Origin of the sequence: Marinobacter sp. S6332 (genome assembly GCF_023016045.1) — a bacterium.
Taxonomy (GTDB): domain Bacteria; phylum Pseudomonadota; class Gammaproteobacteria; order Pseudomonadales; family Oleiphilaceae; genus Marinobacter.
Window position 1 is genome coordinate 367600 of record NZ_JALKAP010000002.1, and the last position, 25987, is coordinate 393586.

23 protein-coding genes are annotated in these 25987 nt (G+C 53.4%); 17 read left to right on the plus strand and 6 right to left on the minus strand.

Annotated elements, in window-relative coordinates; all coding sequences use genetic code 11:
* Positions 1 to 8: 8 nt before the first annotated feature.
* From MWU62_RS04400 to MWU62_RS04420, 5 genes are all read left to right on the plus strand, one after another.
* Positions 9 to 674: a hemolysin III family protein gene (locus MWU62_RS04400; RefSeq protein ID WP_247113708.1), complete on the plus strand. Its 666-nt coding sequence runs from the start codon at positions 9 to 11 to the stop codon at positions 672 to 674.
* 71 nt (positions 675 to 745) lie between these two features.
* The gene (locus MWU62_RS04405) at positions 746 to 1528 is read left to right on the plus strand and encodes a crotonase/enoyl-CoA hydratase family protein (RefSeq protein ID WP_247113709.1); all 783 of its coding nucleotides are present in this window, start codon (positions 746 to 748) and stop codon (positions 1526 to 1528) included.
* A 26-nt stretch (positions 1529 to 1554) separates the two neighbouring features.
* Positions 1555 to 3078: an AMP-binding protein gene (locus tag MWU62_RS04410; RefSeq protein ID WP_247113710.1), complete on the plus strand. Its 1524-nt coding sequence runs from the start codon at positions 1555 to 1557 to the stop codon at positions 3076 to 3078.
* A gap of 69 nt (positions 3079 to 3147) precedes the next feature.
* Positions 3148 to 6447: a carboxyl transferase domain-containing protein gene (locus MWU62_RS04415; protein WP_247113711.1), complete on the plus strand. Its 3300-nt coding sequence runs from the start codon at positions 3148 to 3150 to the stop codon at positions 6445 to 6447.
* 32 nt (positions 6448 to 6479) lie between these two features.
* On the plus strand, positions 6480 to 6977 hold the full coding sequence (locus tag MWU62_RS04420; RefSeq protein ID WP_247113712.1) for an acyl-CoA thioesterase: 498 nt from the start codon (positions 6480 to 6482) through the stop codon (positions 6975 to 6977).
* A gap of 15 nt (positions 6978 to 6992) precedes the next feature.
* Here MWU62_RS04420 and MWU62_RS04425 read toward each other — a convergent pair whose 3' ends face one another.
* Positions 6993 to 7556, minus strand: coding sequence for a Yip1 family protein (locus tag MWU62_RS04425; protein ID WP_247113713.1), 564 nt, complete (start codon positions 7554 to 7556; stop codon positions 6993 to 6995).
* Positions 7557 to 7680: 124 nt separating this feature from the next.
* Here MWU62_RS04425 and MWU62_RS04430 point away from each other — a divergent pair, with 124 nt between their 5' ends.
* The 3 genes from MWU62_RS04430 (at position 7681) to MWU62_RS04440 (ending at position 11266) form a co-directional block, all read left to right on the plus strand.
* Complete coding sequence (locus MWU62_RS04430; RefSeq protein ID WP_247113714.1) at positions 7681 to 8835, plus strand: NnrS family protein; 1155 nt, start codon at positions 7681 to 7683, stop codon at positions 8833 to 8835.
* 257 nt (positions 8836 to 9092) lie between these two features.
* Entirely contained in the window at positions 9093 to 10685 is a 1593-nt protein-coding gene (locus MWU62_RS04435) for an MFS transporter (RefSeq protein ID WP_247113715.1), read from the plus strand.
* Positions 10686 to 10750: 65 nt separating this feature from the next.
* The gene (locus tag MWU62_RS04440) at positions 10751 to 11266 is read left to right on the plus strand and encodes an STAS/SEC14 domain-containing protein (RefSeq protein WP_247113716.1); all 516 of its coding nucleotides are present in this window, start codon (positions 10751 to 10753) and stop codon (positions 11264 to 11266) included.
* Positions 11267 to 11284: 18 nt separating this feature from the next.
* Here the strand turns inward: MWU62_RS04440 and MWU62_RS04445 are convergent, their stop codons facing one another.
* Both MWU62_RS04445 and MWU62_RS04450 read right to left on the minus strand, forming a co-directional pair.
* Entirely contained in the window at positions 11285 to 12790 is a 1506-nt protein-coding gene (locus tag MWU62_RS04445) for an MFS transporter (RefSeq protein WP_247113717.1), read from the minus strand.
* A gap of 50 nt (positions 12791 to 12840) precedes the next feature.
* On the minus strand, positions 12841 to 13302 hold the full coding sequence (locus MWU62_RS04450; protein WP_247113718.1) for a universal stress protein: 462 nt from the start codon (positions 13300 to 13302) through the stop codon (positions 12841 to 12843).
* 292 nt (positions 13303 to 13594) lie between these two features.
* Between MWU62_RS04450 and MWU62_RS04455 the strand changes: the two genes are divergently transcribed.
* Both MWU62_RS04455 and MWU62_RS04460 read left to right on the plus strand, forming a co-directional pair.
* Positions 13595 to 14947 (plus strand): nitrate/nitrite transporter, encoded by a 1353-nt coding sequence (locus tag MWU62_RS04455; RefSeq protein WP_247113719.1) that lies wholly within the window; start codon positions 13595 to 13597, stop codon positions 14945 to 14947.
* Positions 14948 to 15051: 104 nt separating this feature from the next.
* Complete coding sequence (locus MWU62_RS04460; protein ID WP_247113720.1) at positions 15052 to 15867, plus strand: ion transporter; 816 nt, start codon at positions 15052 to 15054, stop codon at positions 15865 to 15867.
* Between the two features lie 22 nt (positions 15868 to 15889).
* Here the strand turns inward: MWU62_RS04460 and MWU62_RS04465 are convergent, their stop codons facing one another.
* Both MWU62_RS04465 and MWU62_RS04470 read right to left on the minus strand, forming a co-directional pair.
* Positions 15890 to 16489, minus strand: a complete 600-nt coding sequence (locus MWU62_RS04465) for a class I SAM-dependent methyltransferase (RefSeq protein WP_247113721.1) — start codon at positions 16487 to 16489, stop codon at positions 15890 to 15892.
* Positions 16490 to 16514: 25 nt separating this feature from the next.
* Positions 16515 to 16886 carry a SirB2 family protein gene (locus MWU62_RS04470; RefSeq protein ID WP_247113722.1) on the minus strand — a complete coding sequence of 124 codons (372 nt, stop codon included), beginning with the start codon at positions 16884 to 16886 and terminating at the stop codon, positions 16515 to 16517.
* 131 nt (positions 16887 to 17017) lie between these two features.
* Here MWU62_RS04470 and MWU62_RS04475 point away from each other — a divergent pair, with 131 nt between their 5' ends.
* The 3 genes from MWU62_RS04475 to fabB all read left to right on the plus strand — a co-directional run bounded on the left by MWU62_RS04475 (position 17018) and on the right by fabB (position 20169).
* Complete coding sequence (locus tag MWU62_RS04475) at positions 17018 to 18202, plus strand: NnrS family protein (RefSeq protein ID WP_247113723.1); 1185 nt, start codon at positions 17018 to 17020, stop codon at positions 18200 to 18202.
* 234 nt (positions 18203 to 18436) lie between these two features.
* On the plus strand, positions 18437 to 18946 hold the full coding sequence (fabA, locus tag MWU62_RS04480) for a bifunctional 3-hydroxydecanoyl-ACP dehydratase/trans-2-decenoyl-ACP isomerase (RefSeq protein ID WP_200361972.1): 510 nt from the start codon (positions 18437 to 18439) through the stop codon (positions 18944 to 18946).
* An 11-nt stretch (positions 18947 to 18957) separates the two neighbouring features.
* Positions 18958 to 20169 carry a beta-ketoacyl-ACP synthase I gene (fabB, locus tag MWU62_RS04485; protein ID WP_247113724.1) on the plus strand — a complete coding sequence of 404 codons (1212 nt, stop codon included), beginning with the start codon at positions 18958 to 18960 and terminating at the stop codon, positions 20167 to 20169.
* A 5-nt stretch (positions 20170 to 20174) separates the two neighbouring features.
* On the opposite strand, the gene MWU62_RS04490 is transcribed toward fabB, so the two are convergent.
* Positions 20175 to 20531 carry a helix-turn-helix transcriptional regulator gene (locus tag MWU62_RS04490; protein WP_247113725.1) on the minus strand — a complete coding sequence of 119 codons (357 nt, stop codon included), beginning with the start codon at positions 20529 to 20531 and terminating at the stop codon, positions 20175 to 20177.
* A gap of 158 nt (positions 20532 to 20689) precedes the next feature.
* Between MWU62_RS04490 and yegQ the strand changes: the two genes are divergently transcribed.
* The 4 genes from yegQ to sufD all read left to right on the plus strand — a co-directional run bounded on the left by yegQ (position 20690) and on the right by sufD (position 25987).
* Positions 20690 to 22009, plus strand: a complete 1320-nt coding sequence (yegQ, locus tag MWU62_RS04495) for a tRNA 5-hydroxyuridine modification protein YegQ (RefSeq protein ID WP_247113726.1) — start codon at positions 20690 to 20692, stop codon at positions 22007 to 22009.
* A gap of 244 nt (positions 22010 to 22253) precedes the next feature.
* Positions 22254 to 23702: a Fe-S cluster assembly protein SufB gene (gene sufB, locus MWU62_RS04500; RefSeq protein WP_200361983.1), complete on the plus strand. Its 1449-nt coding sequence runs from the start codon at positions 22254 to 22256 to the stop codon at positions 23700 to 23702.
* Positions 23703 to 23896: 194 nt separating this feature from the next.
* Positions 23897 to 24685, plus strand: coding sequence for a Fe-S cluster assembly ATPase SufC (gene sufC, locus MWU62_RS04505; protein ID WP_247113727.1), 789 nt, complete (start codon positions 23897 to 23899; stop codon positions 24683 to 24685).
* A gap of 12 nt (positions 24686 to 24697) precedes the next feature.
* Positions 24698 to 25987, plus strand: a complete 1290-nt coding sequence (sufD, locus tag MWU62_RS04510; RefSeq protein WP_247113728.1) for a Fe-S cluster assembly protein SufD — start codon at positions 24698 to 24700, stop codon at positions 25985 to 25987.

Sequence of the window (25987 nt, forward strand, 5' to 3'; positions counted from 1 at the left end):
CTTTACCAATGATCACATCGCAATCTCTTTCAACCCCAACTCACCAGCGCATAGAAGAATGGCTGAATAGCGCCACCCATGGCATTGGCGCATTACTCAGCGTAATCGGCACCATCATATTGATTGCTGGCGCCACCCAGCTGCACGATACTTGGAAAATCATCAGTTTCAGCATATTCGGCGCCTCCCTGATTTTGCTATACATGGCCTCTGCCCTGTATCACGGCGCTCGCCGCCCCGAGCTGAAAAAATCCTTTAAAACTCTGGACCACTGCGCGATTTTTCTGCTAATTGCAGGCACCTATACGCCATTTCTTCTGGTAAACATGCGTGGAGCTGTAGGCTGGACGCTGTTCGCCATAATCTGGTCGTTAGCCATTACCGGGGTAGTGCTGAAAATCACCTTCGCCAACCGATTCAAGCTTGCACGTGTAGGCATCTATGTAGCCATGGGCTGGCTTATTACCTTTGCATCCACAGATCTGGTGGCAAGCCTGAACGAAACTGCGCTAACCCTCACGATTGCTGGCGGCATTGTTTACACCGCGGGTGTTGCCTTTTATCTGGCCGATCGCATTCCCTATATGCATGCGGTTTGGCACCTGTTCGTGATCGGCGGCAGCGCCTGTCATTTCAGTGCTATTTATTTTGGTGTACTTCCTTACGCGACATGATGGCAGCGATTAATAAGCGTGCTACTCTTCTGATACATTGAATCCACTTTCATTTTTAGGGAGGCACTAGCATGGACACTCCTGCCGTACGCATTGAAGAACAAGGTCATATTTGCACCATTATTCTGGACCGCCCTGACAAGAGAAATGCCGTAGACGGCCCCACCGCAGATGCTCTTTTAGCAGCTTTCAAGCACTTCGAGGCTGCTCAAAATCTGCGTGTTGCCGTACTTTGGGGTGCGAACGGTACCTTCTGTTCCGGCGCCGACCTGACAGCGATACACGACCCCAAAACCCGCAATAAAATTGACTCCGAAGGCGAGAGTGATGGGCCTATGGGCCCGACCCGCATGGCATTAAGCAAACCTGTGATCGCGGCTGTGTCTGGCTATGCCGTGGCTGGGGGCCTAGAGCTTTCGCTATTTTGTGACTTGCGGGTAGTGGAGGAGTCGGCTGTGTTCGGCGTGTTCTGCCGGCGCTGGGGCGTGCCACTAATTGATGGCGGAACAGTGCGCCTGCCCCGCGTAGTCGGCCAGTCTCGCGCTCTGGATTTGATCCTGACGGGCCGTCCGGTGAAAGCAGATGAAGCCTTGCAGATGGGGCTTGCGAATCGCGTTGTTCCCCATGGAGAGAGCCGCGATGCAGCCGAAGCGCTGGCTCGGCAAATCGCAGAATTCCCTCAGCAGTGCATGCTGGCAGACCGCGCTTCTGCGTATCGCCAGTGGGAATTACCTCTGGCAGACGCTCTGCGCAACGAAGGCAAGAAGGGTTACCCCGTGGTGTTCGAAGAGGCCATTGCAGGCGCCGAACGGTTTGTCAAAGGCGCAGGCCGACACGGCGAATTCAATAATTAAAATAGAAAATAAAAGAGGGTAATACTATGACAACAACCTACCTCGATCTGATTAACCGCGGTGCAAAAGCTTACCCAAACCGCACAGCTATTATCTACCGGGATCAATCCTTTACGTTCCGTGAAGTAGACGAACTGAGCAGCCGTCTGGCAAATGCCATGAGCGCGTCTGGGATACAACAGGGGAACTGCATCGCCTTGCTGCTCAACAATGGCCCCTACAGCGTTCCAGTGGACTTTGCCTGCGTAAAAAAAGGCATTAACCGCGTTCCTTTGAATAGCCGACTCTCTGTTCGCGAACATGCAAAAATGTTGCAAGAAACCGGCGCCCAAATGCTGATATTCGGAGCGGATCTGGCCGATCATGCCGCGGCCCTGAAAGCCGAGCTGCCGGAGCTGGAATGCCTGGGGCTGGACAGCAAGCTGGAAGGTGGCGTTGACCTTGCCGAGGCAGCTAGCGCCCAATCGGCAAAAGCGCCAGAGATTACCGTGCAAGGCGACGATGTAGTGGCCACCCTGTTTACTTCGGGTACCACCGGCACGCTCAAAGCGGCGCAACACACTCAGGCCTCCTATGCCGCAATCTGCAAAAACGTTTTAATGAACGTGATCAGCCCAAAGCACGATGATGCCATGCTGCATGCCGCATCATTGATCCATGCAAGCGGCGTGTTCGTGCTGCCATTCTGGTTGCGCGGCGCCAGAACCGTGATTATGGATTCCTTTGATCCCACTCTTTACCTGGAACTGATCGCCAAAGAAAAGATTACCGCCATCAATCTGGTTCCTACCATGCTGCAGATGCTGCTGGGCCACCCACAGGTGGAATCAACCGATGCGTCCAGCCTCAAGCACATCATCTATGGTGCCTCCCCCATGCCGCGGCCAGTCATCGAAAAAGCCATGGAAATCTGGGGGCAGGAGCGCTTCTGGCAATACTACGGTCAAACCGAGTGCCCGCTGGGCATGACTGTGTTGCGCCCTGAAGATCATCACGGCGACCTGCTCGGCTCCTGCGGCCGCCCCTGCGTGGATGTGGAACTTCGGCTGGTAGATGAAGCCGGAAACGATGTACCTGAAGGCCAGCCCGGCGAAATTCTGGTGCGGACACCCATCACAATGAAAGGCTATTACAACGCCCCGGAACTGAATGCTGCAACCTTTACCGAAGACGGTTGGTTGAGAACCCGTGACGTCGCCGTTTTTGATGAGCGCGGCTTTCTGCACATGAAAGACCGCACATCCGACATGATTATCACCGGTGGATACAACGTCTACCCACGGGAAGTTGAAGACGTTCTCATGGGACACCCTGCAGTTGCAGAGTGCTCGGTGGTAGGCACCAAAGACGAAAAATGGGTTGAAGCAGTCACCGCAGCCATCGCGGTAAAGCCTGATGCCCAGGTAACTGAGGCGGAGCTGCTTGAATTCATCGGGGACCAGCTCGCATCCTACAAAAAGCCGCGAAAGTTCATCTTTATCGACACCATACCGAAAACGGCCGTAGGTAAACTGAACCGCAAGGCCTTGCGGGATATGCTAGCAAAATAATTCTGAATCGCTGATTCTACAAGTAAAACCGGCAGTTAAAACAGGTAGTTAAAACAAAAAGGTACGTGAGTGAAATTCAATAAGCTACTAATCGCCAACCGCGGTGAAATCGCTATTCGGATTGCCAGAGCAGCCGGAGACATGGGGCTGAAATCTGTTGCAGTCTACTCTGAAGACGATAGTGCATCCCTGCATATCCAGCACACGAATCAGGCCATCAAACTGCCTGGCAAAGGTGCCCGAGCCTATCTGGATATTGATGCAATTATAGCGGCGGCAATTGAGACAGGTGCCGGTGCCCTACACCCCGGATACGGCTTCCTGAGCGAGAACCCGGAACTGGCTCGCCGCTGTGCGCAACAAGGCATCACGTTTATCGGCCCCGATGCCAGCACTCTGGAACAGCTAGGGGATAAGGCTGCAGCGCGACTGCTTGCGCAGAAATGTGGCGTGCCCATTACGCCCGGCACCCAAGGCCGCACCTCTCTCGACGAGGTGAAAGCATTTATTGCCAACCAGAGCGGCGATGCCTCAGCCGTGATCAAAGCCATATCCGGCGGCGGTGGCCGGGGCATGCGCATTGTTCAGCCTGGCGATGACATTGAAGCCAATTTCCACGCCTGCGCCCGTGAAGCCAAAGCCGCTTTCGGCGACGACGATCTATACGTTGAACAACTTATCGAGCGCGCCCGCCATATCGAAGTACAGGTGTTGGGCGATGGCCTTGGAAACGCCGTACACCTGTGGGAGCGCGAGTGCAGCCTGCAGCGGCGCAACCAGAAACTGATTGAAATTGCCCCCAGCCCCACGCTTTCCGAAGCCACCCGGAACCTACTGCTGGAAGCGGCTTTACGCCTGGCACAAGAAGTAAACTACGCAGGTCTGGGCACCTTTGAGTTTCTGGTGGACGCAAACGGCTCTGACTTTTACTTTATGGAGGCCAACCCTCGGCTTCAGGTAGAACACACAATAACCGAAGAAGTCACCGGGATTGATCTGGTTCAGGCGCAGATTGCTGTGCTTGGTGGTGCCAGTCTTCAAAGCCTTCAGCTACAACAAGCTGATATCCCTGCACCAAGCGGCTATGCCATTCAATGCCGTATCAATATGGAGTCTCTCGACGCCAGCGGAGCTACCCACCCAAGTGGCGGCACCCTGTGCGTATTCGAGCCTCCCGGTGGCCCGGGTGTGCGGGTCGACACCTACGGCTACAACGGGTACACCACCAACCCTAATTTCGACTCCTTGCTAGCCAAGGTTATCGTGCATAGCCGTTCACAGGATTACGCCCAATCGGTAAGAAAAGCCTACCGGGCTCTTTGCCAATTCCGGGTTGAAGGGGTTAGAACCAATATCAGCTTTTTGCAGGCTTTGTTGTCGCAATCCGACGTTGCGGATAACAGTGTGTATACCCGTTATGTGGACGACCAGATGGCGGCACTAGTTGCAGAGTGCGAGCAGGAACACCCTCGCCTGTATTCCACCACAGAGCCAGCCCAAAAATCCGACAACACCAAGCCCTCGGCAGAGGCTCCGGAAGGCACAGAGGCTGCCTTGGCTCCCATGCAGGGGCAATTGATCAAGGCTCTGGTGGCGGTAGGGGAAAGCGTCCACAAGGGCCAGACCCTCGCCATTATTGAAGCCATGAAAATGGAGCATGAGATACAAGCCTCCGTTGCAGGCAGCGTTCACAGCCTTCCACTTGAACATGGCGACTACGTGAGCGAAGGCCAGGCAATTGCCTTTATCGAGCCTGGCGAGGGAACCCAAAACATAGAGACAACCGAGAAGACGGTCGACCTGAACCATATCCGCCCGGATCTGGCAGAGTCCTTCGAGCGTCACCGATTAACTCAAGATGAAGCTCGCCCTGAAGTTATGGCTAAGCGCCACAAGCGGGGCATGCTGTCGGCACGGGAAAATGTTGCCAACATCTGCGACCCGGGCAGCTTCATGGAATACGGCGCCCTCACCTTCGCAGCCCAGCGTAAGCGCCGATCCGCAGAAGAGTTGATGCAATCCACACCGGCCGATGGTTTAGTAACAGGGGTGGGCGCTGTAAATGGTGACAGCTTCGGTGAAGAACAGGCTCGTTGCGCCGTGCTGGCCTACGATTACACCGTACTGGCCGGCACCCAAGGCACAATGAACCACCGCAAGACCGACCGGATTCTGCATGTGGCGGAAGAGCAACACTTGCCGGTGATCTTCTTCACCGAAGGTGGCGGTGGCCGACCCGGCGATACCGATGATGCAACTCTGATCGCGGGCCTGCACACGCCCAGCTTTTTGCAATACGCCAGGTTAAGCGCACTTGCACCACGCATTGCCATAGTGTCTGGGCGCTGTTTTGCCGGCAACGCAGTGTTCGCCGGCTCCAGTGACTTACTTATCGCCACACGCAACTCCAGCTTGGGTATGGCAGGCCCGGCAATGATTGAGGGTGGCGGCTTGGGCATATTCGCGCCAGAAGATGTTGGCCCTATGTCTGTTCAGGTAGCTAACGGCGTAGTGGATTGCTTGGTAGAAAACGAACAAGAGGCCGCTCAAGTAGCCCGCAAGCTCATGTCCTATTTTCAGGGGCCCACCGCTGACTGGCAGTGCGACGACCAACGCCTGTTACGTTCAAGCATTCCGGAAAACCGTCTGCGCTCCTATGACATTCGTGCATTGATTCAAACGTTGGCCGACAGTGAAAGCTATACCGAGCTTCGGCCAAACTTCGCACCCGGCATGGTCACTGCTTTCGCCCGCATAGAAGGCCGCCCCGTTGGAATCATTGCCAACGATCCGAGACACCTTGGCGGTGCCATTGATGCTAATGGTTCAGACAAAGCCGCACGGTTCATGCAGTTGTGCGACGCGTTTGATGTGCCACTGGTAAGCCTGTGCGACACCCCGGGCTTCATGGTTGGGCCAGAGGCCGAGAAATCCGGATTGGTCCGACACACCAGCCGCCTGTTTGTGACGGCAGCCAGCCTGCAGATTCCCGTGTTCACCGTTGTGCTGCGCAAAGGTTATGGGCTGGGTGCCATGGGCATGGCCGCTGGCTCCTTCCACAACCCTTTCTTCACCGTAGCATGGCCTACTGGCGAGTTTGGTGGCATGGGGCTGGAAGGCGCTGTTCGCTTGGGATACAAGAATGAACTGGCGAAGGCAGGTGACGAAGCCGCACAAAAAGCGCTGTTTGAAAAACTAGTTGCCAAGCACTACGAACAAGGCAAAGCCTTGAACATGGCAGTATCACTGGAGATTGATGCAGTTATCGACCCATTCGAAACCAGAAGCTGGATTATTAGGGGCCTCAAGTCCGTTAAAAAAGCAGGGCCAACGCAAGCCCGCCGCCGACCAATGATCGATACTTGGTAGACAGGTCCTTTTGACGAATAAGGAAAGCAGACATGACACAGACACCTGAAATGCCAAAACAAGAGCCAGCTGCTGCCAAGCCATTTCGGTATTTTATGAAGGTTCGATATAGCGAATGCGATGCGCAACTCGTCGTTTTTAACGCCCGTTACGGGGACTATATCGAGTTGGCAGCGACAGAGTTTCTTTACCTATTGGGTGCCGGGTTACCAAACCTTGAGGCTACTTTTGACTATCAGGTAGTGAAGCTGACCATTGAGTGGAAGGCGCCGGCTCGTTATCGCGACATACTGGAAATTGGCGTTCGGGCTACCCATTTGGGCAATACATCTTTCGAGTTGACGACCGAGTTTCGAAATGCAGAAACCGGTCAGTTTCTGGCCACCGGCGAGCTGATTGGAGTAGCTGTACATCCGGAAACCGTCGAAAAGATTACTATTCCTGAAGCCATGAAGCACGCCATGAAGAGCGGCGCGCAAGGCAAATTTATTGACCATGCGGGGCTATATACAGCCCCACAAGACCACTGAAAGGAAGCATCAAGATCAATACGCCCAAACCAACGCCATTAACACACCCCACGCCAGCAGTGAGGCCGCCATCACCGTGTAGGTAACAGACATAGTAAGCACATCGTCTGGGCTGCGGTGGCATAGCGATCTCAAGCCTTGATACACGAGGGTGCAGGAAAGCGCCATCGCCGCGAAAACCGCCAACACGTTGAGAGCCAATACCGGCACAAGCAATGTCAGCGAAGATAACCAAAGCGGAATGGGCGCTATTGCGGCAAGTAAATAGGCATCGTTGTAGCTGACCTTTAACTTATGGCTTTCTACAACGCCGTGTATTAGCCAGCCCATTACAAAGAAGGTCAACAATTCTGCGAGAAAGAGAATGGTCGTTATAAAGCGCCACTCTTTTCCGCCGAAGCCGGTAATAAAGTCATCACCATAATGGGTGCCCGCGTAATAGAGCATCACAGGTGGCAAGAGCGACAGGGGCACTACAACAAACCATGCAAGCATAGGAATAGAGAACTGCCTACGCTGGAGTTCGGCCCAGCCCCCATTGCTGGAAAACGGAAGCTTAAGCATGCTTGAAACGTTCATTGTGAACCTCCTTGCTCTCGGGTGAGTGCATTTGCCTCACGGGACAGCTTTTGCAATATTATGATGGCTTTTACTTATTCTTTTTAGGCGCCTTTCGCCAAACCGTCAATAAACCGGAATGACCTTGAACAACTCAAGCAACAAGCGTACGCAAAAACCCCAAGCCTTTTGGCTGTTTTTTCCCGCCGCAAGCCTGCTGGCTGCGCTGGCTGTACCACTCTCTGTTTGGGCAGTCTGGTCGGGCACGGGATGGCCAGCGGGATTGCTTGGTGCCGGGCATGGCCATGAACTGATTTTCGGATTTGCGCTGGCCCTGATCGCTGGCTATACGCTTGGCCCGCAACCCCATACTGTGCTCTACCCTCTTTTTGGCCTATGGCTAGCAGCACGGCTAAGTTGGACTCTGTTCCCACACAGCCTTCTAGCCCAGCTTCTAGGCCCTTCTTTTGCACTGCTACTAGCTTGGCACGTAGTGCCTCGCTTCAATGCCGCAAAGAAGTGGCGCAATAAAATGGTGGGGCCGCTCATTCTATTGATTTGTTTACTCGCGGTCGTTTTCTGGCTTTCAACAACACTGGCAGTAGCGCGTACATTTTGGCTGCCAGGCCCTTTCGCCCTGATGCATTCCGCCATCGTTGGGTTGTTGCTATTAATGACCTTCATGGGCGGGCGGCTCATTGCCCCGGCGGTAGCGGGCACTCTGGAGAAAAAAGGCATTCCTCTGGAAGCTCGGGTTCAGCCTCGAATCGAGGGCCTGTTAATCCTTGCGCTAGGAAGTTCCATTTTTTTCATGGTATTTCCAGCGGCGAATCCTCTAACCGGAACTTTATTGATATGTGCTTCAGGGTTAATTGCCTTACGCACACTGCGCTGGAAGCTATGGCTCTGCCCGGAGCGCCCTGATTTACTGGTCTTGGCGCTGGGGTATATTTGGCTTGCCGTTGGTGCTTTTGCTACAGGCTTGATGCTGCTGCACGGGCAATCGATGGCCCCTGCCCTCCATTTGATTACCATCGGAGCGCTGGGAACCTTATCTTCCAGCGTAATGCTTCGCCTGGCTTGGCAAAGAAGCCATCGCAGGCCACCGCCTGCGGGAGAAGTTCTACCCATTGCAACCCTTTTAGCTATCGCTGCGATTAGCCGGTTTATCGCGGGTGCCTCGCCCTTTAGCTCGCCCATATTGTTATGGCTCTCTGCAAGTGCCTGGGCGCTGGCTTACCTATGGGTAACTGTTAGGCTGCTTATTCTCGCTAAACATGCAAAAAGCCGCCGGAAATGAGTGGCTACCTCTCCTGAGCCAAGCGCACTAATGATTACCCACTTGGTAATATCACCAAGGCATCCTATTGAATTATATATAGTTATAGCCCCTAATTCCGGCACGAACAAAACCCACTTAAACCACTCGCCTTTCAACTAAACTTTCCTTGATAAATATCATGAATGGACAAGCGCTTCGCTTTGCACAATGGTATCAAGAAGCCCGAAAACCGCGCCCAATGCGGTACAGGGCAGGTTAACCAAGGGAGTATTGTTATGGCTAAAACCAACGCCGACATCGAGCACTGGGATGTCGAAAACGAAGAATTCTGGGAGAAAGAAGGCAAGCGAATTGCCTCCCGCAACCTTTGGATATCCATCCCTAGCCTGCTCTTGGGGTTTGCGGTATGGCTAATGTGGGGAATGATCACTACCCAGATGAAAAACTTGGGTTTTGATTTCAGCATCGAGCAGCTTTTCACTCTCTCGGCGATTGCTGGTTTGTCTGGTGCCACCTTGCGGATACCGGCGTCATTCATGATCAAAATTGCCGGCGGCCGGAACACGATTTTCCTGACCACAGCCTTGCTGATGATCCCTGCGGCAGGCACCGGCTTTGCTTTGATGAACCCGGATACACCCTTCATCGTATTCCAGGCACTGGCGTTGTTGTCCGGTATTGGTGGCGGTAACTTCGCCTGCTCCATGAGCAACATCAGTTCCTTCTACCCCAAGAGCAAACAAGGTTATGGCCTTGGTATGAATGCCGGTCTAGGCAACTTCGGCGTTACTACTATGCAGATCCTAATTCCGCTGGTAATGACTGTTGGTATGTTCGGGTTTCTAGCGGGCGGCCCCATGGAACTGCAAAGCCCAAGCGGCACGCTGATCGGCCGGATTGAAGCCGGCACAGATACCTGGATCCAGAACGCCGGGTTCATTTGGTTGGTTTTCCTAATCCCTCTGGCCTTTGCCGGTTGGTTCGGCATGAATAACCTAAAAGTTGTTACCCCCAACCCTGGCAACCCTGCCTCGGCTTTCGGCAAGATCCTCGGTCTTTACGGCGTGGGTATTCTGACCTCTATTGCAGGTGTGTGGGCGCTTAGCATCATGAATATGTGGTTGGCACTGCCACTGACCATTATTCTAACTGTGGTTCTGCTGCGCCTGATTCCCGGTGACATCAAGCCCAACATCAAAAACCAGTTTGCCATTTTTAGCAATAAACACACTTGGTCTATGACCGTACTGTACATCCTGACCTTCGGCTCGTTCATTGGCTTCTCAGCAGCACTACCACTGTCTATCGGCGTTATCTTTGGCAATATGATGGAAGTAGCGGCAGACGGCACCGTTACCCGCGTGGTTAACCCGGATGCACCCAGCGCACTGACCTGGGCGTGGATGGGGCCATTCGTAGGTGCGCTGATTCGCCCAGTAGGCGGCTGGATCTCCGATAAGATGGGCGGCTCTATTGTTACTCAGATCATTTCTGTGGTGATGGTTGCGGCCTCTGTGGCAACCGGCTATGTGATGATGCTGGCCTACAACTCCACCGATCCCAACAGCTACTTTGCGCTGTTCCTGATCCTGTTCATTGTAATGTTTGCTGCTAGCGGCATCGGCAACGGCTCTACTTTCCGCAGCATCGGCTTTATTTTCAACCAGCAGCAGAAGGGCCCGGTACTTGGCTGGACCAGTGCCATCGCGGCCTACGGAGCCTTCATAGCGCCCAAACTACTGGGCCAGCAGATTCAGGCAGGCACTCCGGAAGTCGCCATGTACGGTTTTGCGGTGTTCTACGCCCTCTGCCTCGTGGTGAACTGGTGGTTCTACCTGCGCAAAGGGGCTTACATCAAGAACCCTTAAGCCCTAAATGTAAAACACACAAGTAAATAGAAAGCCCGCCGGAGGATAAAACTCCGGCGGGCTTTTTGCTGTTGCCTGAAAAGTTTTCCGCAAACACTGATTCACATCAAACTATTCATTTGGCGCAGACCATCAATGCACCGCCAATGCCTTACACTGAAGCATATACCTTTAATCTTGCCCAAGGAGAGGATGGAGCCATGTTGAAACACGTTTCCGCTCCGGATCATGGCACGCCGCCAAACACATCAATCCGCTTCATACAAACCAACAAAGACAATGTGCTCGCCTTTGAAATAGACGGTGTGATGTCGTCAGAAGAAATGCCTGGCGTGATCAGAAAAATGGAAGACTTTCTTGCGGGCCAAAATAAGGTGCGACTGCTTAATCGGATAAAACATTTCGGCGGCTTCGATCCGGCGATTTTCAACCCACTGTTTCCTGATATCGACATGCGCACTTTCACTGTGGCCATGGAAGAGGATGCATGGGCATGGCTTGAAGCCGAACCGGCCGAGGTGTACACCTTGATCAACAACAAAGCCCCGCCGGGATTGCTCCAGGCGGGGCTTAGGTACTAGCTTTATTACGTCAGCACATCAAGCCTTGCCAAGTGCGGCTTTACGCTGGCGCTCCTCTTCCTCAATCTGCAGGTCGACAGAAGACACTTCATACTCTTCCGCAAAGCCGGACTCAGGCTCTTTCAGCCACATCAGGCAAAGTACCCAGCTTATGAAGGCTCCGCCAGCAATGATGAAGAAGAACTGACTAGGGGTAACGAAGGTGAAGATAGTCAGGTAGACCACTGCTCCCACGTTGCCATAAGCACCCGCCATACCTGATATTTGCCCGGTTAGGCGGCGCTTGATCGACGGGATAATACCGAAGGTTGCACCTTCTGCCCCCTGTACAAAGAAGGAAGTGAATACTGTAATGCCCACGGCGATGATCAGCGGCCAACTGGAGTTAAGCAAACCCATCAGCGCAAAGCCCACACAAATACCGAACATGTAGCTGAGCATCACGAAGCGGCGGTTACCCATACGGTCGGAAACCATACCACCCATGGGGCGGGCCACTAGGTTAACGAAAGCAAAGGAAGCTGCAACCATACCAGCAGCTGCCGCACTCAGGCTCCAGGTTTCCTCGAAGAACATCGGCAACATAGATACCACCGCCAGTTCTGCGCCAAAGTTTGCAAAGTAGGTGCTGTTCAGAGCGGCAACGCTGTTGAACGGGTACTTGTCGTCCTCGGGAACACCTTTCTTCAGGATTGGCAGGTTCACTCGCAAAATCTGTACAACCTGATATAGCACAATGGCCACAATCACACCGTAAGCGATGATCGCACCAGTAACACTCAGGTAGCCCATGTTCTGGATGCGCCAAACAAGGATTGCCAGAACACCAATCAAAGGTATGGTCCAAAGAATCAATTTAACCATGTCACCCCAGGTGCTGACTTCCAGCGCACTGGCTTTGCGAGGCTTACGGTGTACGGTTCCCGCAGGGCCGTCGGTAACAGCAAACCAGTAATACACGCCATAAAGCGCCATCACGATAGCACTCTGGGCAATAGCCCAGCGCCAGCCGTCGTCGCCGCCGTACATTTGCAGCGCAATAGTAGGCAAAGTAATTGCGGCAGCAGCAGAACCAAAATTTCCCCAACCTGCGTAAAAACCCTCGGCGAAGCCAATATCGCGGGGTTTGAACCACATGGCTGTCATATGTATACCTACCACAAAGCTCGCGCCAATGGAGCTGAGTACCAAACGGCTAACCAATAACTGGGTCATGGTGTCGCCAAAGGCGAAGGTGAGTGCCGGAATCGACATCAGAATCATCAGAATTGAGAACACCCGGCGAGGGCCGAAGCGGTCAAGAGCCATGCCCACGATAATGCGGGCCGGAATCGTCAAAGCCACGTTACAAATGGCGAAGAGGCGAAGGTCATCCGGGGTCAGCCAGTCAACGCTCTTAAGCATACTCGACGCCAACGGCGCCATGTTGAACCACACATAGAATGTGATAAAAAACGCAATCCAGGTCAGGTGCAGTGCCTTGATCTCTGGATTTTTAAAACGGAATACGTCTGCAACTCTCATTTCAGCCTCCGGGGGCTTTCAGCTCTATCTGTATTCTTCAGCTTTTCTAATTAGTGACTTGGCAGAATCAGGAGTGGGCACTGCACCCGCCGAGCCAAAAATGAACTCACTTTGCCGAATGTCATGTAATCCAGTTCGTCCACAAAATAAGTGAGTGAGCGAGCAATTAAGCCACCATCAACTTCGTCACTGTGACGGGCAATAACCAACATGCCGGGCTTCACCTTTTCATCCGCTGCATAGAGCAACATCTTTCGGGCATCACCCTCCAGAAGTAGTGTTTCCGATGCAATTCCCTCTTTCTCGCATACCTCTCTGGCTTCAAGAAGGTGTCGCTTGAGCTCGTTCAGCTCTTCCTGAAACAGGTCTTCATTGCTGGATGTGATGTCCCGGGGGTTTTCTGCCACAGCCACCAGAGTGATCTGCGGTTTCAGCTCGCGAAACATCGTAATCGTCTGAACCAGCGCCAGCTTTGCGTTTCTGGAGCCATCGTAGGCAATCATGATTTTCATAGCAGTCTCCGAAGGTGGCCACACCTAACTTGCGCGCGCCGCCAATTGATATTGGTCAGCATTAGCCCACACTCCATAGCGGCCTATAATTGACTTAAATCAAAAACATCGCCAGCTACCCCACCAGAGCAATTAGATCACTACCTCCTTCCGGGTAAACCTGCCATAGGGCTACCACCAGTCCGCCCTGCAGGAGGTACCCCTAATGCCCCGACACCAAAAACACAGTTTTTGATACCTTTAACGAAGCAATAAACCAAGGCCTAAAAACGCAGAAAGGATGGCCATAGCGATGAACATGCCAACCCGCACCCAACAACATCGAGCACTCGGCCTTTCTACGCTGGCCTTCACCCTTTGCTTTGCGGTATGGACCATTTTTTCCATTATCGGTATCCGTATTGCGGAAGATCTGGGTCTATCTGACACCCAGCTTGGCCTGCTTATGGCCACTCCCATTTTGACGGGCTCCATCAGTCGACTATTTCTTGGCATCTGGACGGATCGCTACGGCGGGCGCTGGGTGCTTGGCATACTCATGCTAACCACGGCTGCCTGCGTTTACTTGCTCACCTATGCCAATACTTACCTTCTGCTCCTGGTTGGCGCTCTTGGAGTGGGCCTTGCCGGTGGTGCATTCATTGTGGGCGTGGCTTACACGGCCGCCTGGTTTGAGCCCGCTCGGCAAGGAACTGCGTTGGGCATTTTTGGTGCAGGCAATGTGGGCTCTGCAGTCACCAACTTCGGCGCGCCTTTTTTGTTGGTGGCTTTTGGTTGGGAAACGACCGCCCAGATATACGCTTCTGTGCTCGCCGTTATGGGTATCGTCTTCATGCTTCTGGCGAAAGAGGATCCCATTTCAGCTGACCGTAAAAAAGGCGAGCAACAGCGTTCGTTTATGGAGCAGATGGAGCCCCTGCGGGATCTGCGCGTCTGGCGTTTTGCGCTTTACTACTTCTTCGTGTTCGGGGCCTTTGTGGCACTGGCACTTTGGTTACCGCATTACTTAATCGGCGTTTACGGCCTAGACATAACCACTGCAGGCATGATTGCAGCTCTGTACACGATTCCGGCATCCTTATTCCGCATTCTGGGCGGCTGGATGTCTGACCGCTTCGGCGCACGGCGTGTAATGTACTGGACGTTTATCGCATCGGTGATCTGCACTTTCCTACTGAGCTACCCACCCACGGATTACGTTGTGCACGGCATTGATGACGACATTCGCTTCACTCTCGAGATGAGCCTGCCCGTATTTATTGTTCTCATTTTCACGTTGGGCTTTTTCATGTCGCTCGGCAAAGCAGCCGTTTACAAGCACATCCCTGTGTACTACCCCCTGCATGTGGGTGCTGTTGGGGGTGTTGTAGGCATGATTGGCGGGCTAGGAGGGTTTATTCTACCGCTGACCTTCGGTGTTCTGAATGATGTTACGGGCATTTGGCAGAGCTGCTTTATGCTGATGTTTATTATTGCTGCTGCCGCATTGATTTGGATGCACTACGCCATCCGCTCAGCCGAGCGCGTGGAGTGGGCTGCGAACAAGGAGCAAACCGACCTGCCAGAACTGGCGTCACCGCAGCTGTTCTACCCATTGAACCGTCAAAGCGATCCGTTAAAAGACACAAAATCGCCCTTACGCTAAGGCGAAAAATGGGCGTTTTTTGAATTCTCTGTAAGAAGACTGTTCCAGCACTGAACGGGCGATTAGAATCCGCACACCCGATGTCATCTGGAGCAGTAAAACCCATGTCCCCGGAAATGTCCCCTGTCGCTGGCTTTAACCAGTTACGCCGAATCGAGTCCAGCACGCTCTTTCAGGGCGTGGTTATCGCCATCATCATTCTTTCGGCTCTTACCATAGGCGCAAAAACCTACGACTTGCCGCCTTTGGTGGAGCAATCCCTCAGTGTGATGGATACAGCTATTACGCTGTTTTTTCTAATCGAAATACTCTTTCGCTTTGCCGCCAGCCCGGTAAAACGGCGCTTCTTTATGGACGGCTGGAACGTGTTCGACACGCTAGTGGTGATTGGCAGCCTAATCCCTCTGGATAACTCGGAGGCTGTCTTGCTTGGCAGGTTGTTGCGGGTCTTCCGGGTACTGCGTCTGGTATCCGTGGTGCCTGAGCTGCGCTTTTTGATCAACTCCCTACTCAAAGCTATTCCCCGCATGGGTTACATAGCGCTGCTGATGTTTATAATTTTCTACATCTATGCGGCCATGGGCTCAATGTTCTTTGCCAACGTAGATGAGGAGCTCTGGGGTGATGTCGCGATATCCATGCTCACGCTGTTTCGCGTGGCCACGTTCGAAGATTGGACCGACGTGATGTACGCCACCATGGAGCAGTACCCACTTAGCTGGATCTTCTATCTAACCTTTATTTTCCTCACGGCCTTCGTATTCCTGAACATGATGATCGGGGCGATTCTGGAAGTAATGAGCGAGGAACAGAATGCGGAAGAAAATCAACGAGCGCATGACGAGCGGGATGAGATTGTAAGGCAGCTCCGCATAGTGCAGAGCAAGCTGGACAAGCTGACAGAAAAGCTAGAGCCGTGATACGGGCACGAACGTGCCCGACTTATGCCTTTCTGGCCACAAACTGCACAACCGCACCTTCACCATCGTGCAGCGGACCCTCGCGAATATCACGGACGAGTTCGCGGGAAAGAAGAACCTCTTCGGGCTCAAAAAACTGTTCCAGCTCCTGCTTGCTGAACATCATGCTTTTACTGCCCGGCCCGCCGGTGCCTCGCCCTATTTGATCTTCTGTGTAACCTTCTATGATCAAATAGCCGCCGCTTCGTAGCGCGTCTTTTGCAATTTGCAGCGACCGCTTGCGAATATCTGTTGGGGTGTGAGCAAAAATCATGACAACCGCCGAGTAGAGGTTTGGCTCCGGGGTATAGGTCGCCAAATCGGCATGCACCGTTTCCAAATCCACGCTACGGGCTGCTGCAAGTCGGGCCGACTTTTGTAGCCCGACCTCTGACAAATCTACCGTGGTTACGGCATGCCCCCGCTCTGCCAGATATACGGCATTGCGCCCTTCCCCCTCGGCAAGGCATAAGACCTTGCCTGAGCTGTTATCCAGCTTGTAGTGATCCCACTGTTCCACCAGAAAAGAGTTGGGCTCTTCTCCGTATACATAGTGCTCACTACTGAATCGCTCGTCCCACATTACCTTCTCCGCAAACATCAGTGGATCAAAAAATAATAGGTTTAGCCATCGCAAGGTGGAAGATAGCGGATACTTGAACTAAAGCCAAAACAGCTGCAACAACACGCACCGGGCGTGATACGGTAACTTTTAAAGCGAAAAGTCCGGCAGCGATATAGCCTAACAGCAAGGCAATTTTGGCCAGAATCCAAGTTTGCTCCAGTGGGTTCCAAGCACCCACAAACAGCAGGCTGATGGCCGCAACAAGTAACACCGTGTCGTTTGCGTGGGGAATCCAGCGCAGGGGTGTCTGGCGCCAACCCGGCCGCCCCACAGCGTCCATCAGAAGTCTCAATGTGAACAGGACCACTGTCAGGTACGCTGTGGTCATGTGGAGGTGTTTCAGGATCATGTACATACGTGTGTCCATTTCATTGTGAATCAAAACGATAGCGGCATTGTACGCAAAGATACCACCAACCGGGTATGTTATTTCAGGTCACAGACGTTTAACATATAACTCACATATATGTATTAGCAGGAACCAACATGCAGGCTATTCCTACTTCCGCAGAAACTGGCTCCGCCAGCGTCAGCCAGCTATTCGGCTACCCCTTCCGGATTTTCTTCCTGTCGATGACAGTACTGGCGCTTTTGGTTATACCTCTCTGGGTGTTGCAGGTAACCGGCGTTATCAATATGCCTCTGGCCATGCCCGGGCTGTTCTGGCACCAGCATGAGATGCTGTTTGGCTTCTTGACTGCGGCCATTGCCGGCTTTTTGCTAACGGCTGTCTGTGTATGGACACAAACCGAACGGACCCATGGCTTTCGGCTAGTTTTACTATGGGGCGTGTGGCTGGCTGGCCGCTTGCTTCTGGCGTTTGGGGCAGATTTGCCAGATTGGCTGGTACAGGGAGTTAACCTGGCCTTCCTGCCATTGGTAATGCTGGATGCCGGATGGCGTGTCTGGAAGGCGAAGCAAAAGCGGCAGCTCATGCTTTTGGTGGTTCTAGGCTTGCTGTGGCTGATGCAGATAGGATTTGTGACGCGACTGGATATGACCTACAGCCACGGGGCGCTGATTGCAGCCATGGCACTTATTAGCATTGTAGGTGGCCGTATAACCCCAGCATTCACAACCGGTTGGCTGCGCCAGCGCGGCCTGAATGCTGACGCCGTAAAAAATATCTCTGCGCTGGATATGGCATCGCTGTTCTCTATGATTTTGCTTCTGGCATCGCTGGTAACCGGCTGGCAAGCCATCACAGGCGGTTTGGCACTAATCGCAGGTACCCTTGTACTCGTGCGACTGGCAAACTGGAAAGGTTGGCTTGCTCGTAAGGAGCCTCTCCTGTGGGTTCTTCATTTGTCCATTCTCTGGGTTCCAGTCTCTCTGTACCTTCTTGCAGGCACGATTTTCGCGGGCTGGCCATCCAACGCATGGAGCCATGCAGCAGGCACCGGCGCGATCAGTTGCTTGATTTTGGGGGTCATTGCCCGGGTAACGCTGGGCCATACGGGGCGCGCTCTGGTTTTGCCCAAAGGCATGGTTATAGCATTTATTGCTATTCAACTGGCAGCAGTCATTCGCGTGCTTACAGCATTCGACATTATCCCCTGGCACCCGGGTATTGGTAGCAGCAGCCTGCTCTGGATGTTCGCTTTCGGCATGTACCTCGTGCGCTACACAAAAATCCTTGCAAGCCCGAGGCCCGACGGCCGACCCGGCTGAGCCGCTGCGAAGGAACTATTGGCACACCTAAACAAAGAGCAGGCTCTCAGGAACCTGCTCTTTTCTTTGTCATTCTATACCTCGCTCTTTTTGTATCGCAGGCCTCGCAAACAGGGCCCGTGCCACTTGAAACCACCCCCCTTTAGCGCTAATCATCCACTAATGGTCAATAGCGACTCGCGAAATAACAGCTAAAGTAACAATAAATCATTCTGTAACAGAGACGATGGCACTATGAACCCTGATCATTTTGATAAAGAAGACCTGATCAAGTGCGGTCATGGCAAACTTTTCCCGGGCGCCACGCGGCTACCCATTGATGAGATGCTAATGGTTGACCGCGTTACCCACGTTGGCGCGGACGACGGCCTATACGGCAAGGGAAGTTTGGTGGCAGAGCTGGATATCAATCCGGACCTCTGGTTTTTTAAAGTGCATTTCGTGGATGATCCGGTGATGCCGGGTTGCCTAGGCCTTGATGCCATGTGGCAGCTGGTTGGTTTTTATCTGGCTTGGGGCGGCAGTGAAGGCAAGGGCCGCGCGCTTGGCGCCGGAGAAGTGAAGTTTACCGGTCAGGTTCTGCCTACCGCCAAAAAAGTAACCTACTACCTCGACCTCAAACGTGTAATCCGTCGCAAGCTTACGATGGCCATTGCCGACGGGCGTATGGAAGTGGATGGCAAAGAAATATACACCGCCAAAGACCTGCGGGTTGGCGTGTTCTCTTCCACGGATGATTTTTAGGAGTTAACAAGATGCGGCGCGTTGTTATAACCGGCATGGGGATTGTCTCCAGCCTTGGCACCAATCAAAAAGAAGTCACGCACTCCCTGAAGGAGTCCATTCCCGGGATCGGTCTCAGTGAAGAAGCCCGTGACAACGGTTTGCGCAGCCACATTTGTGGCCAGATAGACCTGAATCTGCCCGAGCTGATTGATCGCAAACTGTTGCGCTTCATGTGTCCGGCTGCAGCCTACACCTATCTTGCCGCCTGCGAAGCCATCGAACAGGCTGGGCTGACCAATGAACACCTTACAGCCAACAGCACCGGCGCTGTGTTTGGTACTGGCGGCGCGTCAACGGTTGAGCTTCTTGATGCAATCGACACCCACCGCGCCAAAGGTATTCGCCGCGTTGGACCTTATCGCGTGCCCCGCACTATGGGCAGTTCAATCAACGCGACTATCGCAACCGCATTTGGCATTACCGGCATCAACTACGGCATTACTTCAGCCTGTGCCACCAGCGCACACGCCATCGGCCACGCGGCAGACCAAATTGCCCTTGGGCGCCAGGATGTCATGCTTGCTGGCGGCGGTGAAGATATCCACTGGACCCTAAGCCTAATGTTTGATGCCATGGGCGCGCTTTCGACCAAATACAACGATACGCCGGAAAAAGCATCGCGCACTTACGATAAAGACCGGGATGGCTTTGTTATTTCTGGCGGCGGCGGCACATTGGTGCTCGAAGCACTGGAACACGCAGAAGCCCGCGGCGCGACCATTCTTGCGGAACTGGTCGGCTTTGGAGCCACATCTGACGGAGCAGACATGGTTGCCCCAAGCGGTGAAGGCGCAATACGTTGCATGCAGCAAGCCATGAAAACAGTAGATGGCGAAATCAGCTACATCAACACCCACGGCACAAGCACGCCCGCCGGGGACGTAACAGAACTGACAGCCCTCAAAGCAACGTTTGGCGATAAGATCCCGCCGCTGAGCTCTACCAAGCCCCTTTGCGGCCACGCTCTGGGCGCAGCCGGTGTTCATGAGGCTATTTACAGCATCATCATGCAGCGGGAAGGCTTTATCGCACCGTCAGCCAACATCGAGAATTTGGATGAGGGTGCACAAGGTTACCCGATTGTGCGCGAACGGCTAGACAACCAAAATCTGGATCTCGTTATGAGCAACAGCTTTGGCTTCGGCGGCACCAACGCCACGCTGGTCTTCAAGAAGGCCTGACTACATTAAGAAAGCCTAATAGAGCGGTATTCAGCCGGGGATGTACCCATCCAGCGCTTAAACGCCCGGCTGAATGCGCTCAGTTCTGAAAACCCAAGCTGCTCGGCAATCTCAACCAAAGGTTTGGTTTTATCCTGCATGTAAGTTAGCGCCTGCTTACGGCGTACATCTTCTAGCAATCGGGCAAAGGTTAATCCTTCGCGCTTCAACTTCTTATGAAGCGTATACCGGCTCATGTGCAACTGCGACGCCACCACTTCAACACCCACCTTGCCACGGGTAAGCTGAATACTGATCAGCGAACTCACTTTGTTACTCAACGAAACCCGTACCACCTCTGGGCTCAGAGGCTCTAATGCCATTCTTTGATCCTCCTGATTCATAAATACCGATTCTATCATTCGGGGTTGCAGCGTACACATGTTAGCTGAAAATAATCAATAGTACGTTTGAGCAGGGTCAAGGGAATGAACAACAGGCTACGGCAAAATAGCCCACCACTGATTTACTCGGAGCCCCCATGAACATCCCGGAACTGTTGGCACCTGCTGGCACCCCTGAACACCTGGAGACCGCCTTCGCCTATGGCGCTGATGCAGTCTATGCTGGCCAACCTCGCTACTCCCTGCGGGTACGCAACAACAGCTTCAAAGACACGGCTGCGCTCGGTTCCGGCATTCAGCGCGCCCATGAACTGGGCAAGCAGTTCTACTTGGTCTCGAACATAGCTCCCCACAACGACAAAGTGCGCTCATACCTGCGGGACCTGGAACCCGTACTGGAATACAAGCCAGACGCTTTAATTATGTCGGACCCTGGCCTGATAATGCTTGTGCGGGAAAAGTGGCCGGACCAGCCTATACACCTATCGGTGCAGGCCAATGCCGTGAACTGGGCTACCGTAGAGTTTTGGCGCCGCCAAGGGATCAGCAGGGTAATCCTGTCGCGGGAACTTGCCCTGGGTGAAATCCGCGATATTCGCGAACGGGTTCCACAAATGGAACTGGAAGTATTCGTTCACGGCGCCCTATGCATGGCCTACTCCGGGCGCTGTTTGCTTTCCGGCTACATGAACCACAGAGACGCCAACCAAGGCGCTTGTACCAATGCCTGCCGCTGGAACTACAAAGAAGTTGCCCACACTCAAGACCAAACCGGCGACCTAATTGCCACATCTGCGGCAAGTGATGTTCAAAGTTTCGAACCGAAAGAAATTCTTCTGGAAGAGCCAAACCGCCCCGGCAGTTTTATTCCTGCCTATGAGGATGAACACGGCACTTACATCATGAACTCCCGGGATCTGCGCGCCGTGCAACACGTGGCAGAGCTGGCGGCCATGGGCGTACATTCCCTGAAAATCGAGGGGCGCACCAAAAGCACCTACTACGTTGCCAGAACGACTCAGGTGTACCGTAACGCCATTGACCAAGCGGCACAGGGCATGCCTTTCGACATGAACCTAATGAATGAGCTGGAAGCGCTCTCCAATCGTGGCTACACCGAAGGCTTCCTGCGCCGACATGTGCCGCAGGAATACCAGACTTACGAGCAGGGCTCCTCCTTCCTTGGAACTCAACAAGTCGTAGGCACCATCATCGATGATAACGGCCAGTGGCTGACCATAGATGTGAAAAACAAGTTTGCACCGGGCGATCAGCTGGAACTGATCACACCGTCTGGCAACCTGCAGTTTTCAGTACCGGTTATGGAAAACCGCAATGGTGTTGCTATGGATTGTGCGCCGGGTAGTGGGCACATCGTTCGCATCCCTCGCCCACCCCAAACGCCTCAAGCTCTGGACTTCAGCTACCTCACCCGCATTCTGCCTGCAGAAAGCTAAAGCACCATCAAGCTACCAGCTCCGTATAAGTTCGTAGTAAAACCGTTCTACACCCGCCAGACTTAGCCTCTGGCGGGTGTAGTACGCTATAATTTGTGTTCCCGCAATTTAATACCTGACTAATTTAGTATGGTATTGTACAATTACGAACCAGAAGCAGACAGATCAGGCCCCGCAACCCACTTCGGTTGCCGGCAAACCAAAGGGTCTTAGAGCCCGCGAGAGAGAATACGGAGCGACGATCATGACGACCGCCAACAAAGAGGTGAACGAACTGATCAAACGGGAATACGAACACGGTTTCGTAACAGACATCGAAGTCGATACCTTCGAGCCCGGTTTGAATGAAGACGTTATCACCCGCCTTTCTGAGATCAAGAAAGAGCCGCAGTTCATGCTGGAATGGCGCCTCAAGGCCTATCGTCGCTGGCTTGAAATGGAAGAACCCGATTGGGCTCATCTGGGCTATGACAGAATCGACTACAACTCGGTTTCCTACTACTCGGCCCCGAAGCGCAAGGAAGACATGCCCCAGAGCCTTGATGAAGTAGATCCCGAGCTGCTGAAAACCTATGAAAGACTGGGCATCCCTCTGCACGAACACGCGAAACTTGCTGGCGTAGCCGTAGATGCCGTTTTCGACTCAGTATCGGTTGCCACCACATTCAAAGAGCCGCTGGCAAAAGCAGGCGTTATCTTTTGCTCTATCTCGGAAGCGGTGCGCGATTACCCCGAACTGGTGCAAAAATATCTCGGCACTGTTGTCCCCCACACAGACAACTTTTTTGCTGGTCTTAACGCTGCGGTCTTCTCAGACGGAACCTTTGTATATGTTCCCAAAGGCGTTCGCTGCCCCATGGAACTGTCCACTTATTTCCGGATCAACGCTGCAAACACCGGCCAGTTCGAGCGTACTCTGATAATCGCCGATGAAGGCAGTTACGTGAGCTATCTGGAGGGCTGCACCGCCCCCATGCGCGATGAAAACCAATTACACGCAGCTGTAGTTGAGTTGGTCGCTCTGGACAATGCCGAGATTAAATATTCCACGGTGCAGAATTGGTATCCGGGCGACGAGAACGGCAAAGGCGGCATCTACAATTTTGTAACCAAACGCGCCGCCTGCATCGGTAAGAACTCCAAGGTCTCTTGGACTCAGGTGGAAACCGGGTCGGCCATCACTTGGAAGTATCCCAGCTGTATCCTGCGCGGCGAAGGCAGCGTTGGTGAGTTCTATTCCGTAGCGCTTACCCACAACCACCAGCAGGCCGACACTGGCACCAAGATGATTCATCTGGGTAAGAACACCACCAGCACCATCATTTCCAAGGGTATTTCAGCCGGCAAAAGCTCCAACGTTTATCGCGGCTTGGTCAAGTTTGGCCCTCGGGCAGAAGGCGCACGCAACTTTACCGAATGTGACTCGCTGTTGATCGGCGACCAGTGTGGCGCGCACACCTTCCCGTACATTGAGAGCCTAAACAAATCAGCCATCGTTGAGCACGAGGCTACTACATCAAAAGTTAGTGACGAGCAGATGTTCCTTTGCCGCCAGCGCGGTATTGATATGGAACGGGCCGTTTCGATGATCGTGAACGGTTTCTGTAAAGACGTTTTCAAGGAACTTCCCATGGAGTTTGCGGTTGAAGCCGGCAAGCTTCTGGAAGTGAGCCTAGAAGGTTCTGTTGGTTAACAGGGCAGCAAACACAAACGTATCGCGGAAGCCGTCGGGTAGGCCCTTCCGGGATCGTCAAAATCAGGGATGATTTTGCCGAGCGTACATGGACGTGTTCACAGCGTATCCCGGAAGGGCCTACCCGATGGCTGACTCTCCCCAAATCTGGGGCGGGCACAAAATTTCGTCGGTTAATAGAGAGAAGCAAACAAATGCTGAGCATTAAAAACCTGCACGCATCCGTTGAGGGCAAAGAAATCCTCAAAGGCATTAACCTGGAGATCAAGGCCGGGGAAGTACACGCCATTATGGGCCCGAACGGTTCGGGCAAGAGTACGCTGGCTCAGGTACTTGCAGGCAACGACGCATTTGAAGTTACCTCAGGCAGCGTCACCATGAATGATGAAGACCTACTTGAGAAAGAAACCGAAGAGCGGGCTCGGGATGGTGTGTTTTTGGCCTTTCAGTACCCGGTAGAAATTCCGGGCGTAAGCAACCTGCAGTTCATGCGCACTTCGGTAAACGCCATGCGTCACCACAGGGGCGAGCCAGAAATGAACGCCGCTGAGTTCATGAAACTGGCCCGGGAAATCTCCAAACAGGTAGATCTCGACCCTGCGTTCCTCAAGCGCGGTGTAAACGAAGGCTTCTCCGGTGGCGAGAAAAAGCGTAACGAAATCATGCAAGCTCTCATGCTACAGCCTAAGCTGGCCATTCTGGATGAAACCGACTCAGGCCTGGACATCGACGCCCTCAAGGTTGTTTCTGACGGCGTTAACGCCCTGCGGGCTGAAGATCGTGCCATCCTGATGGTAACTCACTACCAGCGCCTGCTTGATCATATTGTTCCAGACTTTGTTCACGTTCTAGCCGACGGCAAGATTGTGAAATCCGGTGGCCGTGAGTTGGCTCTGGAACTGGAAGATCGCGGTTACGCTTGGCTTGGCATCAAGGACGATGAAACTGCAGCCAGCTCAGCTCTCTCCAATTCAGCCAATTAAGGAGACCGCGGAATGAAACCAGCACCAACTCTTCTTTCCACCGCGTTCCTGCACCCGGCTGGCCAGGCACTACCAGAGCCTTTGCTTGCACTGCGCAAACAGCGTGGTGCTGCCTTGGTAGACATGCCCATGCCAACGCGGAAAACAGAAAACTGGAAATACTCCAGTAAGTATCTGAAGTTGACCGACGAGATGGCGACCTCATTGCCCGCCACTGGCAAGACGGGCAGCGCTTTAGCGGTTCCTGGTTACAAGGTGGTTTTCATCAATGGCGTTGTGATGCCTGAAGCCAGTGAGTATCCCGATCTCGACAATATCCGCATCCAACGTTTTGGCGATCTTTCAGATGCAGAAGCCAGCGAGCTGGTTGAGCGCTTAGATAGCACACTTGACGCAAAAGCCGTGCAATTCGCAGGGCTCAACACGGCACGTTTTGAAGATGGGCTGGTGATTCGCCTAAAGCCGGACGCCGTGCTCGACCAACCATTATTCATCATCCATGAAGTGACAGCAGACTCCAGTGGCTCAGCCTTCCCTCGCATTTTTGTGGATGCCGGCCGCAACAGCCAACTCACTCTGGTTGAAGAGTATATTTCCAGCGGTCAGGAAGCGGTTTTCGTAAACTCAGTCACTGAATTCACCCTTGCAGAAGGTGCGAATGTAACCAACATCCGCCTAAGCATGGGCGGTGAAAACGTGCAACACATCGGTGCTACGGGTGTAACCCAGCAGCGCAGCTCCCGCTTCGAGAGCCACTGCGTAGGCTTTGGCGGCCCACTGCGGCGTCATGATTTGCGGGTGCGACTGGAAGGCAAAGGCGCGGAGTGCAAGCTCAACGGCGTTGTTGTAACCCAGAGCACACAGCACTACGACAACCACACGACTATTGAGCACGTAGCACCCAATTGCGACAGTGAAGAAACCTATCGCAACATCGCTGCGGATAAATCCCACGCCGTATTCAACGGTCGGATTCATATTCACCCGGACGCCCAGAAATCCAACGCGAACATGAGCAACAAAAATCTTTTGCTCTCCACTGGCGCTGAGATTGATACCAAGCCCGAACTGGAAATCTACGCCGATGACGTAAAGTGTGCACACGGCGCAACCATCGGGCAGCTTGATGAAGAGTCGTTGTTTTATCTGGTTTCCCGGGGCATCGGTCGTAGGGAAGCCAACGTACTGCTAACCATGGCATTCATCAACGAACTGGTTGCTCAAATTCCGGTGGAGGCTGTGAGGGACACGGTGCAAGCTCGCCTGAACCAGTTCTTCGACCAAACGTTCCAAGAGGCCTAA

Coding starts and splice junctions, on each gene's coding strand:
- MWU62_RS04400 (WP_247113708.1), top strand. CDS start 9: ATGATCACATCGCAATCTCTTTCAACCCCAACTCACCAGCGCATAGAA.
- MWU62_RS04405 (WP_247113709.1), top strand. CDS start 746: ATGGACACTCCTGCCGTACGCATTGAAGAACAAGGTCATATTTGCACC.
- MWU62_RS04410 (WP_247113710.1), top strand. CDS start 1,555: ATGACAACAACCTACCTCGATCTGATTAACCGCGGTGCAAAAGCTTAC.
- MWU62_RS04420 (WP_247113712.1), top strand. CDS start 6,480: ATGACACAGACACCTGAAATGCCAAAACAAGAGCCAGCTGCTGCCAAG.
- MWU62_RS04425 (WP_247113713.1), bottom strand. CDS start 7,556: ATGAACGTTTCAAGCATGCTTAAGCTTCCGTTTTCCAGCAATGGGGGC.
- MWU62_RS04435 (WP_247113715.1), top strand. CDS start 9,093: ATGGCTAAAACCAACGCCGACATCGAGCACTGGGATGTCGAAAACGAA.
- MWU62_RS04445 (WP_247113717.1), bottom strand. CDS start 12,790: ATGAGAGTTGCAGACGTATTCCGTTTTAAAAATCCAGAGATCAAGGCA.
- MWU62_RS04450 (WP_247113718.1), bottom strand. CDS start 13,302: ATGAAAATCATGATTGCCTACGATGGCTCCAGAAACGCAAAGCTGGCG.
- MWU62_RS04455 (WP_247113719.1), top strand. CDS start 13,595: ATGAACATGCCAACCCGCACCCAACAACATCGAGCACTCGGCCTTTCT.
- MWU62_RS04460 (WP_247113720.1), top strand. CDS start 15,052: ATGTCCCCGGAAATGTCCCCTGTCGCTGGCTTTAACCAGTTACGCCGA.
- MWU62_RS04465 (WP_247113721.1), bottom strand. CDS start 16,489: ATGTGGGACGAGCGATTCAGTAGTGAGCACTATGTATACGGAGAAGAG.
- MWU62_RS04470 (WP_247113722.1), bottom strand. CDS start 16,886: ATGTACATGATCCTGAAACACCTCCACATGACCACAGCGTACCTGACA.
- MWU62_RS04475 (WP_247113723.1), top strand. CDS start 17,018: ATGCAGGCTATTCCTACTTCCGCAGAAACTGGCTCCGCCAGCGTCAGC.
- fabA (WP_200361972.1), top strand. CDS start 18,437: ATGAACCCTGATCATTTTGATAAAGAAGACCTGATCAAGTGCGGTCAT.
- fabB (WP_247113724.1), top strand. CDS start 18,958: ATGCGGCGCGTTGTTATAACCGGCATGGGGATTGTCTCCAGCCTTGGC.
- MWU62_RS04490 (WP_247113725.1), bottom strand. CDS start 20,531: ATGGCATTAGAGCCTCTGAGCCCAGAGGTGGTACGGGTTTCGTTGAGT.
- yegQ (WP_247113726.1), top strand. CDS start 20,690: ATGAACATCCCGGAACTGTTGGCACCTGCTGGCACCCCTGAACACCTG.
- sufB (WP_200361983.1), top strand. CDS start 22,254: ATGACGACCGCCAACAAAGAGGTGAACGAACTGATCAAACGGGAATAC.
- sufC (WP_247113727.1), top strand. CDS start 23,897: ATGCTGAGCATTAAAAACCTGCACGCATCCGTTGAGGGCAAAGAAATC.
- sufD (WP_247113728.1), top strand. CDS start 24,698: ATGAAACCAGCACCAACTCTTCTTTCCACCGCGTTCCTGCACCCGGCT.